Source organism: Martinezella sp. CNPSo 3890, assembly GCF_057784455.1.
Genome location: NZ_JBXSOR010000002.1, coordinates 337061 through 353245, shown reverse-complemented (window position 1 = coordinate 353245; position 16185 = coordinate 337061). Strand labels below are relative to the sequence as shown.

At 59.7% G+C, this 16185-nt stretch carries 16 protein-coding genes and 1 riboswitch; of the genes, 11 read left to right on the top strand and 5 right to left on the bottom strand.

The window, feature by feature from the left end; all coding sequences use genetic code 11:
* Positions 1-86: 86 nt before the first annotated feature.
* From AC13RC_RS07830 to ribB, 6 genes are all read left to right on the top strand, one after another.
* Positions 87-1016 (top strand): sugar ABC transporter substrate-binding protein, encoded by a 930-nt coding sequence (locus AC13RC_RS07830; protein WP_113353195.1) that lies wholly within the window; start codon positions 87-89, stop codon positions 1014-1016.
* Positions 1017-1044: 28 nt separating this feature from the next.
* The gene (locus AC13RC_RS07825; RefSeq protein WP_113353194.1) at positions 1045-2523 is read left to right on the top strand and encodes a sugar ABC transporter ATP-binding protein; all 1479 of its coding nucleotides are present in this window, start codon (positions 1045-1047) and stop codon (positions 2521-2523) included.
* Between the two features lie 20 nt (positions 2524-2543).
* The gene (locus AC13RC_RS07820) at positions 2544-3332 is read left to right on the top strand and encodes an SDR family oxidoreductase (RefSeq protein ID WP_113353193.1); all 789 of its coding nucleotides are present in this window, start codon (positions 2544-2546) and stop codon (positions 3330-3332) included.
* 4 nt (positions 3333-3336) lie between these two features.
* Positions 3337-4074, top strand: coding sequence for a triose-phosphate isomerase (tpiA, locus tag AC13RC_RS07815; protein ID WP_113353555.1), 738 nt, complete (start codon positions 3337-3339; stop codon positions 4072-4074).
* A 75-nt stretch (positions 4075-4149) separates the two neighbouring features.
* Positions 4150-4932 carry a glucose 1-dehydrogenase gene (locus tag AC13RC_RS07810; RefSeq protein WP_113331064.1) on the top strand — a complete coding sequence of 261 codons (783 nt, stop codon included), beginning with the start codon at positions 4150-4152 and terminating at the stop codon, positions 4930-4932.
* Positions 4933-5032: 100 nt separating this feature from the next.
* Positions 5033-5179, top strand: a riboswitch (FMN riboswitch).
* Between the two features lie 112 nt (positions 5180-5291).
* Positions 5292-5918 carry a 3,4-dihydroxy-2-butanone-4-phosphate synthase gene (ribB, locus tag AC13RC_RS07805; RefSeq protein WP_113353554.1) on the top strand — a complete coding sequence of 209 codons (627 nt, stop codon included), beginning with the start codon at positions 5292-5294 and terminating at the stop codon, positions 5916-5918.
* A gap of 57 nt (positions 5919-5975) precedes the next feature.
* On the opposite strand, the gene AC13RC_RS07800 is transcribed toward ribB, so the two are convergent.
* The 5 genes from AC13RC_RS07800 to AC13RC_RS07780 all read right to left on the bottom strand — a co-directional run bounded on the left by AC13RC_RS07800 (position 5976) and on the right by AC13RC_RS07780 (position 9995).
* Positions 5976-6896 (bottom strand): homocysteine S-methyltransferase family protein, encoded by a 921-nt coding sequence (locus AC13RC_RS07800; protein ID WP_113353191.1) that lies wholly within the window; start codon positions 6894-6896, stop codon positions 5976-5978.
* 62 nt (positions 6897-6958) lie between these two features.
* Entirely contained in the window at positions 6959-7648 is a 690-nt protein-coding gene (locus tag AC13RC_RS07795; RefSeq protein ID WP_113353190.1) for an ABC transporter permease, read from the bottom strand.
* Between the two features lie 11 nt (positions 7649-7659).
* Complete coding sequence (locus AC13RC_RS07790) at positions 7660-8385, bottom strand: ABC transporter permease (RefSeq protein ID WP_113353189.1); 726 nt, start codon at positions 8383-8385, stop codon at positions 7660-7662.
* A gap of 12 nt (positions 8386-8397) precedes the next feature.
* The gene (locus AC13RC_RS07785) at positions 8398-9171 is read right to left on the bottom strand and encodes a transporter substrate-binding domain-containing protein (RefSeq protein ID WP_113353188.1); all 774 of its coding nucleotides are present in this window, start codon (positions 9169-9171) and stop codon (positions 8398-8400) included.
* 44 nt (positions 9172-9215) lie between these two features.
* Positions 9216-9995: an ABC transporter ATP-binding protein gene (locus AC13RC_RS07780; RefSeq protein WP_113353187.1), complete on the bottom strand. Its 780-nt coding sequence runs from the start codon at positions 9993-9995 to the stop codon at positions 9216-9218.
* A gap of 171 nt (positions 9996-10166) precedes the next feature.
* Between AC13RC_RS07780 and AC13RC_RS07775 the strand changes: the two genes are divergently transcribed.
* From AC13RC_RS07775 to AC13RC_RS07755, 5 genes are all read left to right on the top strand, one after another.
* Entirely contained in the window at positions 10167-10652 is a 486-nt protein-coding gene (locus AC13RC_RS07775) for an Lrp/AsnC family transcriptional regulator (RefSeq protein WP_488556861.1), read from the top strand.
* Between the two features lie 436 nt (positions 10653-11088).
* The gene (locus AC13RC_RS07770; protein ID WP_113353186.1) at positions 11089-12429 is read left to right on the top strand and encodes an MFS transporter; all 1341 of its coding nucleotides are present in this window, start codon (positions 11089-11091) and stop codon (positions 12427-12429) included.
* 83 nt (positions 12430-12512) lie between these two features.
* Positions 12513-14399 carry a bifunctional sugar phosphate isomerase/epimerase/4-hydroxyphenylpyruvate dioxygenase family protein gene (locus tag AC13RC_RS07765; protein ID WP_113353185.1) on the top strand — a complete coding sequence of 629 codons (1887 nt, stop codon included), beginning with the start codon at positions 12513-12515 and terminating at the stop codon, positions 14397-14399.
* A gap of 83 nt (positions 14400-14482) precedes the next feature.
* A complete protein-coding gene (locus AC13RC_RS07760; protein ID WP_113331056.1) occupies positions 14483-15154 on the top strand; it encodes a TetR/AcrR family transcriptional regulator in 672 nt (223 codons plus the stop codon).
* Positions 15155-15293: 139 nt separating this feature from the next.
* Positions 15294-16163, top strand: a complete 870-nt coding sequence (locus tag AC13RC_RS07755) for a shikimate dehydrogenase (protein WP_113353184.1) — start codon at positions 15294-15296, stop codon at positions 16161-16163.
* The last annotated feature ends 22 nt before the right edge of the window (positions 16164-16185 follow it).

The window sequence follows — 16185 nt, the reverse complement described above, 5'->3', positions numbered from 1 at the left end:
GATTTCCTCTCCGAAAGGTTTGGAGCGGATCATTTGCCCGAGGGGGAGGATATGCCCAAGGGTTCACTAAAAAAGGAGGAAATGAAATGAAACTTGCGCGCATACTTCTGGCCTCGGCCGCCGTGCTGGCGATGTCGTTGGGCTCTGTTCAGGCAAAAGACACCAAGAAGATCGGTCTGGCGGTCGCGAACCTGCAGGCAAACTTCTTCAACCAGATCAAGCAGTCCGTCGAGGATGAGGCCAAGAAGCGTGGCATTCAGGTCGTCACCGTGGATGCCAAGGGCGATGGTCCGACGCAGATCAACCAGATTCAGGATCTGCTCACCCAGAATATCGACGCCTTGATCTATATTCCGGCCGGTGCCGCTGCCGCGAGTGTTCCGGTAAAGCTCGCCAAGAATGCCGGTATTCCTGTCGTCAACGTCGACCGCAATGCCGACGGCGCGCCGGGCGACACTTTCCTTGCAACGGATTCCGTCGCGTCGGCCAAGGCCGTTTGCGACTACATCCTCAAGCAGGCCGGCGGCAAGGGCAAGATGGTGATCATCCACGGCCAGAAGGGCACGACGCCTGAAGTCGACCGCAGCAAGGGTTGCGCCGAATCGCTGAAGGCAAACCCCGGCGTGAAGGTGGTTGCCGAGCAATATTCCAACATGTGGGCCCAGGACGAGGGCTTCCAGATCATGCAGAACATGCTGCAGGCAAATCCCGACGTATCGATCGTGTTTGCTCAGGCCGACGCGCTTGCCCTCGGCGCCGCGCAGGCGATCAAGGTTGCAAACCCGTCCCAGAAGATCGTTGTCGGCGGCTTCGACGGCGATACGGCGGCTCTGGAAGCGCTCAGCAAGGGTGTCTTCGATGTGACCGCGACGCAGCAGACGCAGAAGATGGGCCGCGACGCGGTCGCCAATGCCGTCAAGCTCGTCGCCGGCGAGAAGGTGCCCGCGGTGCAGCTCATGGACGCCACGCTGACGACCAAGGAAAACGTGGCCGGCTTCATCGCCAACCACCCGTAATCGTCCTGAAATCTTGAGGAGGTGTGCCGTGACTGAGCCCGTTCTTTCCCTGAGGGGCATATCCAAGCGCTACGGACCGCTTCAGGTGCTGAAGAATGTCAGCCTTGATGTCTATCCGGGTGAAGTGGTCGCGCTTCTCGGCGAAAACGGCGCCGGCAAATCGACCTTGTCGGGCATCATCGCCGGATCACGCACGCCTTCCGAGGGAACGATGACATGGCTGGGGCAGCCCTATGCCCCCGCCACTCCGCGCGAGGCGATCGACAAGGGCGTCGTCCTGATCCATCAGGAATTGCAGCTCCTGCCGCATCTTTCGATCGCCGAAAATGTCTTCATCGGGCGATGGCCGATGAAGAACGGGGCTGTCGATCGCCCTCAGATGGTCCGGCGCGCCCAGGAACAGCTCGCACGCCTGAACCTACATATTCCAGCGACACGCAAGGTCGCGGGCCTGTCGACTGCCAATCAGCAGCTCATCGAGATCGCCAAGGCGCTGGCGCTCAATGCCAAGCTGCTGATTCTCGATGAGCCGACCGCAGCGCTTGGTGGCGCGGAGACGGAAGCGCTGTTCGAGCAGGTGAGAAAGCTTCGGTCTGAAGGTGTCGGCATCATCTACATCTCCCACCGCATGGAGGAGATCAAGCAGATCACCGATCGCATCGTCGTCCTGCGCGATGGCGAGCGGGTTCAGGAGTTCGCCGACAGCGCCACACCTGTTCGTACCATCGTCGAAAGCATGGTCGGCCGTTCGCTGGACCGGATGTTCCCGGCTCTTCCCGAACCGACGGATCGCCCTGTTTTGCAGGTCAGCGGATTGAGTTCGCCTGACCGGTCCTTCGAGGACGTGACGTTCGAAGTTCGCGCCGGGGAGATCCTCGGCATTGCCGGGCTGGTTGGTGCCGGCCGCACCGAACTCGTCCGTGCCGTTTCTGGCGCTGATCCGATCATCGCCGGCTCGATCAAGCTGGAGGGTGAGGAGCTCAAGCTTCGCAATCCGGCCGATGCGATCGCCAAGGGCATCGTGATGGTGCCCGAGGATCGCAAGGAGCAGGGTCTCGTCGTCGGGCATCGCATCAGTGAAAACATCATCTATGCCAACCTCGACAAGCTCGGTGGACGCTGGATCACATCACGTGTCAAACGTGCTTTCGCCGAAAAGGCTGTGGCGAAATTCGGCGTCAAAGGCCGGGCCGAGCAATATGCCTCGGACCTGTCGGGCGGCAACCAGCAAAAGGTCGTCATCGCAAAGTGGCTGATGCGTGACCCCAAGGTCGTCGTCCTCGATGAGCCGACCCGTGGCATCGATGTCGGCGCGCGAGCCAGCATTTACGACATCATCGTCAACCTCGCAAAGCAGGGGGTGGCCGTCATCGTCGTCAGCTCCGATCTCGAGGAGGTTCTTGGTGTCTCCAACCGGATTCTCGTGCTTGCACAGGGCAAGCAGGCAGGCATTCTCAATCGTGACGAGGCCAATGACGTCTCTGTCATGGAACTTGCGACAATCTAGACAAACAGAAAGGAAGAGCGGTGTCCGACATCACTCTGAACGCCCCGAAGCTTTTCGATCTTGAGGGACAGGTCGCGCTTGTGACCGGCGCCGGAAGCGGGATTGGGCAGCGTATCGCCATCGGTCTTGCGCAGTGCGGCGCCAACGTCGCGCTTCTGGACCGTCGATCCGACGATGGTCTAGCGAACACGGCTTCGCATATCGAAGCTGCCGGTCGCCGTTCCATCCAGATTGCAGCCGATGTGACCAGCAAGTCCTCTCTCGGGGAGGCGGTTGCGCGTACCGAGGCGGAACTTGGGGCCTTGACGCTTGCAGTCAATGCCGCCGGTATCGCCAACGCCAATCCCGCGGAAGAGATGGAAGAAGAACAGTACCAGACGCTGATGGACATCAACCTAAAGGGCGTTTTTCTGTCCTGCCAGGCGGAAGCACGCGCGATGCTGAAGAACGGGCGCGGATCGATCGTCAATATCGCCTCTATGTCCGGCGTTATCGTCAATCGCGGCCTGAGCCAGGCTCATTACAACGCCTCCAAAGCCGGTGTGATCCACATGTCGAAGTCGCTCGCGATGGAGTGGGTCGGTCGCGGCGTCCGCGTCAACACCATCTCGCCGGGATACACGGCGACGCCGATGAACACGCGTCCGGAAATGGTTCATCAGACAAAACTTTTCGAAGAGCAGACGCCGATGCAGCGCATGGCAACGGTCGATGAGATGGTCGGCCCCGCCGTCTTCCTGCTGTCGAATGCCGCAAGCTTCGTGACGGGCGTCGATCTGCTCGTCGATGGCGGGTTTTGCTGCTGGTGATGCGATGAGGAAACTGATTGCCGGCAACTGGAAAATGAACGGTCTCGCGTCCTCCCTGGCCGAGATCGAGGCGCTGAAGGGAATAACGGACCACGCGGCGTGTGACATCGTCGTCTGCCCGCCCTTAACGCTGGTCGAGAAAGCGGTCGAACGGGTGCGAGGATCAGGGATTGCCATTGGGGCACAGGATTGTCACGCGCGGACCTCAGGCGCCTATACCGGAGATGTTTCCGCCGAGATGCTCGCCGAAATCGGCGCTCGTTTCGTCATTCTGGGACATTCCGAGCGGCGCTCGGCCTATAGGGAGACGGACGGCGCAGTTGCGGCCAAGGCTGTCGCGGTCCATGAGACCAGGCTGACGAGCATCATTTGCGTCGGGGAGACACGTGCGGAACGGGACGAGGGCAGGGCGATCGAAGTGGTTCGTGCCCAGCTAGAAGCATCAATTCCCAACACCGCAACCAGTTCGAACACGGTGATCGCCTATGAACCAGTGTGGGCGATCGGAACAGGGCTAGTTCCGACCCTGGAGCAGATCGAGGAGATGCATTCGTCCATCCGCCAGGCGCTTGAAAAGCGGCTGGGAGAAGAGGGGAGGGATGTCAGGATCCTCTATGGCGGTTCGGTCAAAGCATCGAACGCAAGGGCAATCTTCGGCGTTCGCAACGTCGATGGTGCCCTGGTCGGGGGCGCATCCCTGAAGGCATCGGAGTTTGCCGGGATTATCTCGGCCGCCGTTTGAAGTCGCCAGCAACAGGCGGGCGCTCGGCCCCTTGAGCCGGCGCCTGGCGTGGCTGTCACCGCGAAAGGAATAGGAATGCAGCGTTTCGAAAACAAGACCGTGGTCATCACCGGCGCGAGCCGCGGCATCGGGGCCGCGATCGCCAGACGGTTCGCGCGTGAGGGCGCCAATCTCGTAGTCTCGGCCAATGAGGATTCCGTCCATGCGGTCGCCGATGCGATCAAGGCTGATGGCGGGAAGGCGATTTCCTTCGTCGGTGACGTGACCGACAAGGCCAGTGTGAAGGGGCTCTACGAGGCGGCTGAGGTGGCCTTCGGTGCCGTCGATGTTTCCATCCAGAATGCCGGTGTCATCACCATCGCCCGCGTCGAGGACATGACCGAGGGCGAATGGGACAAGGTCATGGCGGTCAATACCAAAGGTGTCTTCCTCTGCGCCCAGGAGGCGATTGCCCGCATGCGCAAACATGGCCGCGGCGGCCGCATCATCAATACCGCTTCCGGCCAGGCGCGGGACGGCTTCATCTACACGCCGCATTATGCGGCATCGAAGATGGGCGTCGTCGGCATTACCCAGAGCCTTGCCAAGGAAGTCGCGACCGAAGGCATCACAGTGAACGCTTTTTGCCCAGGCATCATCGAAACCGACATGTGGGCCTATAACGACCAGGCTTGGGGGAAGCTTTTGGGCAATTACGGCCCCGGCGAACTCATGAAGGAATGGGTCCAGGGCATTCCGATGAAACGGGCCGGATCGGGCGAAGATGTCGCCGGTCTCGTCACTTTCCTGGCCAGCGACGATGCGGCCTATATCACGGGCCAGACGATCAATGTCGATGGCGGCTTGATCATGTCGTAGTTCGACAATGAGGAACGGTGCGTTCGTTGGGCGGATCGGATTCTCGACGTTTTGGCGATCAAAGCCTCTTGCGGAATGAGGCATTGATCCCTTATCTTTCAATTGTTCTCAGGGCGGGGTGTAATTCCCCACCGGCGGTATGGGGAGTTTCCTCGAGCCCGCGAGCGCCTTCCGAGCTTTCGGAAGGGTCAGCAGATCCGGTGAGATGCCGGAGCCGACGGTATAGTCCGGATGGAAGAGAGCAACGCAGGAGACGCCGCGTCGTGGCGGCGTTCACATGCTTGTTCGCCCAAGGGAAAATGGTGGCTTTGACCGGCCATGCACGCCGTTTCGAACGGCAACCCTTGAAAGGCAGGAAAATGGCAATTTCGAAAATTGAAGATGCGATCGCTGCGATTGCGCGGGGCGAGATCATCGTGGTTGTCGATGATCGTGACCGCGAAAACGAAGGCGATCTGGTGATCGCCGCGGAAGCGGTCACACCGCAGGCGATCGCGTTCATGATGAACCATGCCCGTGGTCTCATCTGCGTTCCGATGGAGGGCGAGAGGCTCGACGAGCTCGATATTCCGTTGATGGTGCCGCGCAACACGGAAGTCCTCAAGACCGCCTTCACCGTTTCCGTCGACTACATTCCGGAAACCACGACCGGAATATCCGCCGCCGACAGGGCGGCAACCGTTCAAGCCCTCGTCAGGGACGGATCGCGTCCGGAGGAATTTGCCCGGCCCGGTCATATCTTTCCGCTTCGCGCGCATCCAAACGGCGTCCTGTCGCGTCCTGGGCACACGGAAGCAGCCGTGGATCTGGCCCGGCTTGCCGGCCTTTCGCCGGCCGGCGTCATCTGCGAAGTGGCGAACGACGACGGCACGATGGCCCGCCTTCCAGAGCTTGAGGTCTTTGCCGAGCGGCATGGCCTCCATCTCGTGACGATCGAGGATCTGATTGCCTACAGGGCCGCAAGCGCTCCCTTCAAGGCTGCCTGATCGTTCCGATACAGCCTATTTTGATCCTGCCCGGATCGATGCTTGCGCAAGGCTCTCCTATGCTCCTTGAGGATGAAGGAGAGCCTTCCTCAGCCTATGAATATGCCCGGCGCCGATCCCGCAGCAACCACCGACCATCGTCGCGCCGGCATCGACCCATGAACAGGCGAAGCGCGAATAGGCGTCGTCATTCAGATCCTGACGGGTCGCGTGAAGGCCCTCGTTGGCGGCCGACTCGCCTTGTTCTCCCTCGAAAGCATTGGCATAGACGCCGATCCGCAGATTATTGCCGCCCTGCTTGAAAACCTCCGCTGCCGCATCGACGGCCTTGCGCATGACTTCCGGTTTGCTGCAGTTGAACAGGAGCGCGTCCGCGCCAGATGACGCTGCCCACCGAGCCGCATCCTCGACAAGTTCGCCGGAGCGGAGCTTAGGCGAGGCGCCATTCCTTTGCGCGGCGTCATCCGCAAGCGTGAAGGAGATCCAGAACGGTTTGCCGGTTTCAGCGACCGCCGTCCGAACCGCCTCTCCCTCCGCGATCAAGCTGAGGGTTTCCCCGAGCCAGACATCGACGTAAGGGTAGAGGTTTTCGACCAGAACCTTGAGATAGTCCTGAACGCGTAACGGATCGAAATTCTGTGGTTCGTAGGAGCCGAAGATCGGAGGCAGGGAGCCTGCGACCAGGATTTTTCGATCCTTGCAGGCGTTAGCGGCGTCGCGCGCCAGCCGTCCGGAAAGGGTGATGAGATCAGCCCCTTCCTTCCAGAACCGTTCCTCGCCAATGTGGAAGGGCACGAGCGCGTAGCTGTTGGTCGTAACGACATCCGAGCCGGCAGCGATGAATTCGTCATGCACCTGCCGGACAATCTCCGGTGAATCGACCAGTGCCAGCGCCGACCATTCCGGCTGCTTCAGTTCCGCGCCGAGACGCAGCAGTTCGCGGCTCATGCCGCCGTCGAGGATCAAGGGTTTGCTCATGAATGGGATCTCCAGAATGGCTCGGATCTGCGGAGAGGTTTGATCTCTCCTTCATGCCGGGGTTAGCGCCGCACCGGCACCTGCGCTTCCAGGAACCGGAAGCTTCGCGCGATGATGGCTGTGATGACGAGATAGAAGACGGTGACGACGATCAGAGGCTCGTAGACCAGCAGGGTGTCCTGACGAACCTTGGTGGCAACGGCATAGAGGTCCATCACGGTGACGGTGAAGGCGAGTGGCGTTGCCTTCAACTGCATGACGATTTCGCCGCCGATCGTCGGCAATGCGATGCGAATGGCGCGCGGCAGCCAGATGCGCCGCGTCAGCGTCAGGGGGCGCATGCCGAAGGCGCGGCCGGCTTCCAGCTCGCCTTTCGGAACGGCCAGCAATGCACCGCGCAAAACCTCCGCCTCATAGGCCGCGTAATTCAGCGTGAAGCTGACGGCCGCGAAGAAGAAACCTTCACGTAGGATCGGCCAGAACAGGCTTTGGCGGATTCCCGGGATCATCGGCAGAAGAGAGCCGACGCCGTAGTAGAGCAGCCAGAGCTGTATCAGCAGCGGCGTGCCCCGAAAGAAGGTGCAGTAGCCACGCGCAAGGCTTCGCAGGATGGGGCCGCCGCTGACCTGGGAAAAGGCGAGGCCGATCGCGATGACGAAGCCGAAGACGACGGAAATCACAAGCAGCGACAGCGTTTGCACGGCTCCCGTCAACAGAAGCGGCCAATAGGCGGATATCCATGAGAAGGTCATGCCGGCACCCCTCAGGCAAGCTTCGGCTGGCCGCGGCGTACACGCCGCTCCAGCAGGTCGAAGAGGGCGTTCGAGACGAGCGTGAGAGCGAGATAAATGAGGGCGGAAGCCAGGAAAAAGATGAAATAGTGCTTGGTGCTAGCGCCAGCGAGCCGCGTGGCGAGAGCCAGTTCCTGGTAGCCGACGACGGCGACGAGAGCGCTGTCCTTGGTGACCGACATCCATAGATTGGCAAGACCGGGAAGGGCATTCGGCAGCAGGGCGGGTAAGATGATGCGACGGAAACGCAGGCGTGCGCCCATGCCGAATGCCTTTGCCGCCTCGATCTGGCCGACAGGGATCGCCAGGATCGCGCCGCGCAGCACTTCCGTCATATAGGCGCCCTGCACGAAGCCAAGCACGGCGACCGCGACAGCGAAGCCATTCAATTCGAATGCCGGCAGATTGAGCGCAATGAGGAGCCGATTGAGGCCGTCCATCCCTGCGTAATAGAGCCCGACGATCAGGATCAGCTCGGGGACCGCGCGGACGGCGGTCGTATAGAGTTCAAGCAGCAGCCGGAGCGGCCTGATGCCGGAGAGCTTGCCGAGCGCGCCGCCCGTACCGAGCAGAAGGCCGATCAGAAAAGCGCCGGCGGAGATGGCGACCGTGGAGGCGGCCCCGGTCAAGAGTACTCCACCCCAGCCCGGAGGATAGGGGGAGAGCAGGTCCAGAATGCCCTGAGGAGAGGTCGCCATCGTTGCGATCGTTTACTTGGCGCCGTAGATATCGAAGCTGAAATACTTCTTCGTGATCTCGTCGTATTTGCCGCTGGCGCGTACCGCGGCGATCGCTGCGTTGAGCTTAGCCTTGAGCTCGGTGTCTTCCTTGCGCAAACCGCCCGAAACGCCGGCTCCGAGAATTTCCTTGTCGTCGGCGACATCGCCCATCTTGGCGCAGCAATCCTTGCCGCTGTCGCTCTTGAGGAAGGCATCAAGCGCAAGGGAATCGCCGAAGACGTAGTCGATGCGGCCTGCAGCGAGGTCCTGAAACGCCTCGTCGAGCGTTTGGTAGGTCTTTTCGTCTGCAACCTTGGCGAAGTACTTCTTGTAATATTCCGACTGGATCGTCGACACCTGGATGCCGATGGTCTTGCCCTTGACATCGTCTGCCGTCGCTCCGGTCTTCTGGTCCTTCGGGCCGATCAGCGTGCTGGGCGTGTTATAATATTTGTCGGTGAAATCGATGATCTTCGAACGCTCCGCCGTGTTCGACATCGACGACCAGATCACATCGAACTTCTTGCTCTGAAGCGCCGGAATGAGGCCGTCCCAGGAAAGCTCGATGATCGAGCATTTCTCTTTCATCTGCTCGCAAACGGCGTCCATCATATCGATTTCCCAGCCCTGCCATTTGCCGGAGGCATCCTTGGCGAAGAAGGGCGGGTAGGATTCGTTCATGATGCCGAAGCGAACCTCGGCCTGCGCCGTCATCGAAGAGAGAGCGAAGGCAAGCGCGGCGAACAGAGTGGAAGCCATTCTCATATAAGGGATTCTCCTAATGGTGTTGTCTGCGAATGGGATGTGGATCAGGACGTCAGCATGCCGGTAAATTCCCGGCATCGGCTGCTGATCGGGGCGTCGAAGATCTGCTTTGGCGGCCCTTCCTCCTCGATCCGTCCCTGATGCAGGAAGAGAACGTGGTTCGAGACATCGCGGGCAAAGCGCATCTCGTGGGTGACCAGCAGCATGGTTCGGCCCTCTTCCGCGAGATCGCGGATGACCTTGAGGACCTCGCCGACCAGTTCGGGATCGAGCGCCGATGTCGGCTCGTCGAAGAGCATCACGGCCGGGTCGATGCAAAGCGCGCGAGCGATCGCCGCTCTTTGCTGCTGTCCCCCGGAGAGAAAGGCCGGATAGGCGTCGCGCTTGTCGTAAAGCCCGACTTTGTTGAGAAGAACTTCTGCCTTGTCGATAGCCTCGCGACGGGGGACGCCGAGGACATGCACCGGAGCCTCGATGATGTTTTCGAGAACGGTCATGTGCGCCCAGAGATTGAAGCTCTGAAATACCATGCCCAATCCGCTGCGCATCCGTTCGATCTGCCGCCAGCTTTTCGGCTGCATCTGTCCATGGCGTCCCTGCTTCAGCGCGACTTCCTCGCCGTTGACGACGATGCGGCCGCGATCGGGCATTTCAAGCAGGTTTATGCAGCGCAGGAACGTGCTTTTCCCGGAACCGGACGAGCCGATGATGGAAATCACGTCCCCTTGATGGGCGGTCGTTGAAACGCCCTTGAGGACCTGATGTGACCCAAAGCTCTTGTGGAGATCTTCCACGCGAAGAGCCTGGGAGGGCAGCTCTGTCATATAGAATTCCGATGAAAAACAATTTGCGGAGAATATCGCGAAGGAGAGCGGAATTTGCGCGCAATTTCCGATTATTTTGCATATAAAAAGCAAAAATGTATTTCTTGTGCATCTTTTACGATGGAACAGAGATGTCGTCGCCTAAGTTCATCGACGCCGAAAGGAGCGGGAATGGAAAATCTGGATCGCTTTGATCGCGATATTCTCGATATCGTCCAGCGCAATTGCCAGCTCACTGCCGAAGCGATCGCGGAGGAGGTCGGCCTTTCGACTTCGGCTGTGCAACGGCGCCTGAAACGGTTGCGCGAGGACGGTATCATCAAGGCGGAAATCGCGGTCGTCCACCGCAAGGCGACCGGAACTCCAATGGTGTTCATTGTCGGCATGGAGATCGAGCGGGACAATTACGATGCGCTTGCCAAGTTCCGCCTTTGGGCGGAAAAGCAGGATCATATCCAGCAGGTCTATTACGTCACGGGCGCGGTCGATCTCATTGCGATCGTCACCGCCAGGGATGTCGAGCATTATGACGACATCGCCGCCGTGATCATGGCGGAGAATCCGCAGATACGGCGTATGCACACGAATGTGGTGCTGCGTGACGTCAAGCTTGGTTTGTTCGTGCCGCTGGCAGATGGTAACGAGGCCGGCCGGTAAGCCGCGGGTCGCGGGATGATCGAGGGCGTGCCGTACTCGCCGATCATTGACATGTACTGGGCGAGAGGGAACTGTCCTTGGTCCAGCTGATATTGCCTGACCTTCAAGATTTTCAACGAATAATGATGGGGCCTCTGCAGGCGCGCTCAGCCCGACTGGGAGGCCTTCACCGCCTCAGGCTGTGACGTAACAAGCTGCTTCAACGCATTGTTTCTATTGCTCGACACGAGGCGCTGCGGGATGACAGGTTGCTGGCGCTTTACAAAACGAACTAGTTCGTACATTATTGTTAACGAGGAGTGAGGGTGCTGCATCGTGCAGCATCGAAGATTGTCAGGATGATCTGGGATGTCCTTGCAAGCGGGTGCAGGCGGAGGCCGGATGCGCACGGTTGCGATATGTTCTCGACATCCGAATGCTCTGGGGAGGAACGACCATGAAAAGACAAATCGAACATAAAACACCCAAGCGCGCGGCTCTTGCGAGCTGGTTGGGAAGCGCCGTCGAATATTACGATTTCTTCGTCTACGGTACGGCAGCAGCGCTCATTTTCCCGAAGATATTCTTTTCGGCGGAAGACCCGCAAACGGCCGCCATCGCCTCATTCGCGACCTTTGGCGTCGCCTATATCATGCGGCCGCTGGGGGCGGTCGTCCTGGGTCACGTCGGCGACAAGTTCGGCCGCAAGAAGGTGCTGACCTTCACCCTGCTCCTCATGGGTTTTTCGACTTTCATCATCGGCTGCCTGCCCACCTATAATCAGGCCGGCATCCTGGCGCCCATTCTTCTGGTTCTGGCGCGCGTGCTGCAAGGCATTTCGGCCGCCGGCGAACAGGCCGGCGCCAGCTCCATGACGCTTGAGCACGCGCCAGAAAATAGACGGGCCTTCTTTACCAGCTTCACGCTGAGCGGAACACAGGCCGGACTGATCCTTGCAACATTGGTCTTCATTCCGCTTGGAAAGCTCGATGAAGCCGCGTTGATGTCATGGGGTTGGCGTATCCCGTTCTTCCTGAGCTTCGTGGTGGTCATCGTCGGATTCTGGGTTCGCCGCACGCTTGCCGAAACCCCGGCCTTTCTGGAGGAAACCCAGAAGGGCGAGATCGTAAAGCTGCCGCTCGTCTCGCTGCTCACCAATTATTGGGCGGATGTCCTGCGCATCATCTTCGCGGCACTGATTTCCGTCGTCAGCACGATCTTCAGCGTCTTCACGCTGTCCTATGCGGTCAATACCATGCATATCGATCGTTCGACGATGCTGACCGTTCTGGTGCTTGCCAATATCGCGGCGCTGGGCGCGATTCCCGCATGGGCCATTCTAGCAGACCGCATCGGCCGCAAACCCGTGTTCATCTTTGGAGCCGTCGGCTGCGCGGTGCTGATCTGGCCCTACATCTGGGCCATCAGCCAGAACAACCTCATGCTCGTCTTCGTCCTCGGCATCCTGCTTTCGGGCGTGGTCTATAGTGCATCGAACGGCATCTGGCCGGCCCTCTATGCCGAAATGTTCGATACCCGCGTGCGTCTGTCCGGCATGGCCGTCGGAACCCAGATCGGTTTCGCGCTCGGCGGCTTCGCGCCAACGATCAGCGCGGCGGTCATGGGCACCGGACCGATGGGTTGGGTGCCAGTCGCGGTCTTTACCTCCATCACAGCCTTGATTGCCGCCATTTCCGCGGCAACCGCGACGGAGACCTACCGGACGCCGATCGATCAGCTTGGCAGGGATGAACGACGCTTGGCAGCTGCCGTTCGCCACGCCGATCGGGCTGTCTAGCGGCCAGTCCCGATCTGCGCAGCAATGACGTGTCGCGATCGCGGATGAGTTTGTTGAAAATCGTCAAGTAACGGGATGAAACAATGAAAACCTCGATTGCGACCGTTTCGATCAGTGGTGACCTCAAGGAAAAGCTTCAGGCCATCGCCAAGGCAGGTTTCGATGGCGTCGAAATCTTCGAGAACGACTTTCTCGCTTTCGATGAATCACCGCGCCAGGTCGGTCAGATCGTGAGGGATCATGGGCTGGAGATTACGCTCTTTCAGCCGTTCCGCGACTTTGAGGGCATGCCTGAACCCTTCCGCAGCCGGACCTTCGATCGCGCAGAACGCAAGTTCGATCTAATGCAGGAGATGGGGACCGATCTCGTCCTTGTTTGTTCGAACGTCTCGTCCGTGGCGCTGGGCGGGATTGATCGTGCCGCCGCCGACTTCTTCGAGCTCGGCGAGAGAGCGGCCAAACGCGGCCTGCGCGTCGGATATGAGGCGCTCGCCTGGGGGCGACACATTCACGACCACCGCGATGCCTGGGAAATCGTCCGCCGTGCCGATCATCCAAATATCGGCCTCATTCTCGACAGCTTCCACACGCTTTCGCGCAGGATCGACGTCAATTCGATCCGGTCGATCCCGAAAGAGAAGATCTTCATCATCCAGCTTGCCGACGCGCCGCTAATCGACATGGATCTGCTCTATTGGAGCCGCCATTTCCGCAACATGCCGGGGGAGGGCGACCTTCCCCTACTCGAATTCATGAAGGCCGTCGCCGCAACGGGCTATGACGGCTATCTGTCGCTGGAGATTTTCAACGACCAGTTCCGCGGCGGCTCGCCGACCGCCATCGCCGTCGATGGCCGGCGCTCGCTCATCTATCTCGGCGACCAGGTTCGTCGCGCGGAGAACAGCGGTCTCACCTTGCCCCCGATGCCGCCGCGTGCCGAAGTGGACGGCGTTGCCTTTGTCGAGTTTACCGTCGACGAAGCCGAGGCGTCTGTCCTTTCTGATCGGCTGCGTGCGCTGGGCTTTCGCCATGTCGGGCGCCATAAGAGCAAGCGCGTCGATGTCTTCCGGCAAGGCGACATCAATCTTGTCGTCAATACCGATCAGGACGGGTTTGCGGGCGCTTCTTACGCTTTGCACGGGCAGTCGGCCTATGCGATGGGATTATGGGTGGATGATGCGGAAGCCGCGGTTGCGCGGGCCGTGGCCCTGGGCGCCGAACGCTTCGAACAACCATTGGATCCCGGCGAGATTGAAATGCCTGGTGTCAGGGGCGTTGGCGGCGGCATCCTGTATTTCCTCGATCGCAGGAGCGCGCTTAGCCGCATATGGGAGATCGAATTCGATCCGGTCCATGACGATACCGATTGGCGACCTGTCGGGTTGACGGGCATAGACCATGTCGCGCAAACGATGAAATACGAAGAGCTGCTGACCTGGCTGCTCTTTTATACCGCGATATTGAATGCGCATAAGACGCCGATGGTCGACATTATCGATCCCGCCGGGGTCGTTCGCAGCCAGGTCGTCGAAAACGAGCCGGGCAGCTTGCGCATCACGCTGAACGGTGCGGAAAATCGCAACACGCTCGCCGGGCATTTCATCGCCGAAACTTTTGGCTCCGGCATCCAGCATCTTGCCTTTGCGACCGATGATATCTTTGCCGCCGCGGCCGCTCTGTCGGACAACGGTTTTGCCACCTTGATGATCTCGCCCAACTACTACGACGATCTGGAAGCGAGATTCGGCCTGGAGCCGGCTTTCACGGATCGCCTGAAGGCGCACAACATCCTCTATGACCGCGACGATCACGGCGAATATTTCCAGCTTTACAGCCCCACTTACGGCGAAGGCTTCTTCTTCGAAATCGTTCAGCGCAGCGGCTATCGTGGATATGGCGCGGCGAATGCCATTTTTCGCATTGCGGCGCTGAGGCGGCATCTGCGACCGATTGGTCTGCCGAAACTTTAGGCCCTCCCCATTGGCGTGAAGCCTGTGTTAAAGCTTTGATCTTCAATGTTGGGCAGGGACAGACCCAGGAAGACGGGCAAGGCATGACCAAAGCGCAAGCGGCCAAGATCGAGCGTCTTACGCGAAAGAACGATCCAGACGCGACCAAGGAGAACATTCTCAAGATCGCCACCGAGGAATTCGTCGCAGCCGGGTTTTCCGGTGCGCGCGTCGATGAGATCGCCGAGCGCACCAAGACGTCCAAGCGCATGATCTACTATTATTTCGGCAGCAAGGAAGGGCTCTATCTCGCCGTTCTCGAGCAGGCCTATACGAAGATTCGTACGCTGGAGAGCGAACTCGATCTCGAAAACATGCCGCCCGTTCAGGCCATGGCGCAATTGATCGCAAGCACCTTCGATCATGATGATCAGAATCCCGATTTCGTGCGCCTCGTCAGCATCGAAAACATTCATCGCGCAGAACATATGAAACGTTCGGTCGTCCTGTCGCAGATGAATATCGCCGTCATCGATATCATCACGGAAATCCTTGAACGGGGCTACGCCGATGGCAGCTTCGTGCGCAGGGTAGACCCCGTCGATCTGCATATGATGATCAGCGCCCAGTGCTTCTTTCGCGTTTCCAATCGCCATACCTTTGGGGCGATCTTCGAGCGTGATCTGTCGTCCGAAGCCTTGAAGAAGCGGCACAAGTCGCTAATCGTCGATGCGATCCTTGCATTTCTGAGACATCCTTCCTCCGAAATGGCCTGACGAGGCCCGGGGTGATTTGATGGGCTTTGGCGTTTTCCGGCGGCGCTCCATCACGCCTCTTATTGACTTTACGTACTAGTTCGTACATTTTGCGAGCAAGCCTGCGGCATGGCTTTGTTTTGCTGCTCGGGAGGAAAGATTGAACACTCAAGCCGCCATTGTTCCTCGTCAACTTCATGTCGGATTGATCGGCGCCGGAATCGGCCGATCGTTGACGCCGGCCATGCATATGCGCGAAGGCGAGCATTGCGGCCTGTCCTATCGCTACGATCTCATCGACCTCGACGTCCGTGGTCTCTCCGTATCGGACCTGCCGGCTCTCATCGATGAGGCCGAGGCGATGGGGTTTGCCGGCCTCAATATCACCCATCCTTGCAAGCAGGCGGCCGTCGCGCTGGTGGACGAGCTTTCGCCCGATGCCCAGACGCTGCGCTCCATCAACACGATCGTTTTTGATGGGCGGCGCAGGATCGGCCACAATACCGATTGGTGGGGATTTGCCGAAAGCTTCCGGCGCGGGCTGGCCGGGGTTTCACTCGACCATGTCGTGCAGCTGGGCGCGGGCGGCGCCGGCGTTGCCGTGGCGCATGCAATGGCTGAAATGGGCGCGCATTCCGTGGAGATATTCGATCTCGACCCTTCGCGTGCGCGGGCCCTCGTCGACCAGCTTCAGCCGGCACATGCCGCTTGCCGTTTCTCGGTCGGTCATAATCTTGCCGCGGCACTGGATGTCGCCGATGGTCTGATTCATGCAACACCGACCGGCATGGCCGCCCATCCTGGGCTGCCGCTCGATGCGCAACTTCTATCCGATCGTCTCTGGGTCGCGGAAATCGTCTATTTCCCGATCGAGACCGCGCTGGTGAAACGCGCCCGACAGACAGGGTGCCGTGTTCTCGACGGCGGCGGCATGGCGGTATTCCAGGCGGTAAAGGCTTTCGAACTCTTCACCGGCATCCGTCCGGCGGCCGAGCGTATGATGCAGCACTTCAATTCGCTGCGCGCCTAAACGCCGACCAATAATCGAAGAG

Bases quoted from the DNA above. Each gene is read 5' to 3' on its own strand.
- AC13RC_RS07800 (WP_113353191.1), bottom strand. From the start codon at position 6,896: ATGAGCAAACCCTTGATCCTCGACGGCGGCATGAGCCGCGAACTGCTG.
- AC13RC_RS07780 (WP_113353187.1), bottom strand. From the start codon at position 9,995: ATGACAGAGCTGCCCTCCCAGGCTCTTCGCGTGGAAGATCTCCACAAG.
- AC13RC_RS07795 (WP_113353190.1), bottom strand. From the start codon at position 7,648: ATGACCTTCTCATGGATATCCGCCTATTGGCCGCTTCTGTTGACGGGA.
- AC13RC_RS07830 (WP_113353195.1), top strand. From the start codon at position 87: ATGAAACTTGCGCGCATACTTCTGGCCTCGGCCGCCGTGCTGGCGATG.
- AC13RC_RS07765 (WP_113353185.1), top strand. From the start codon at position 12,513: ATGAAAACCTCGATTGCGACCGTTTCGATCAGTGGTGACCTCAAGGAA.
- AC13RC_RS07775 (WP_488556861.1), top strand. From the start codon at position 10,167: ATGGAAAATCTGGATCGCTTTGATCGCGATATTCTCGATATCGTCCAG.
- AC13RC_RS07760 (WP_113331056.1), top strand. From the start codon at position 14,483: ATGACCAAAGCGCAAGCGGCCAAGATCGAGCGTCTTACGCGAAAGAAC.
- ribB (WP_113353554.1), top strand. From the start codon at position 5,292: ATGGCAATTTCGAAAATTGAAGATGCGATCGCTGCGATTGCGCGGGGC.
- AC13RC_RS07770 (WP_113353186.1), top strand. From the start codon at position 11,089: ATGAAAAGACAAATCGAACATAAAACACCCAAGCGCGCGGCTCTTGCG.
- AC13RC_RS07790 (WP_113353189.1), bottom strand. From the start codon at position 8,385: ATGGCGACCTCTCCTCAGGGCATTCTGGACCTGCTCTCCCCCTATCCT.
- tpiA (WP_113353555.1), top strand. From the start codon at position 3,337: ATGAGGAAACTGATTGCCGGCAACTGGAAAATGAACGGTCTCGCGTCC.
- AC13RC_RS07810 (WP_113331064.1), top strand. From the start codon at position 4,150: ATGCAGCGTTTCGAAAACAAGACCGTGGTCATCACCGGCGCGAGCCGC.
- AC13RC_RS07785 (WP_113353188.1), bottom strand. From the start codon at position 9,171: ATGAGAATGGCTTCCACTCTGTTCGCCGCGCTTGCCTTCGCTCTCTCT.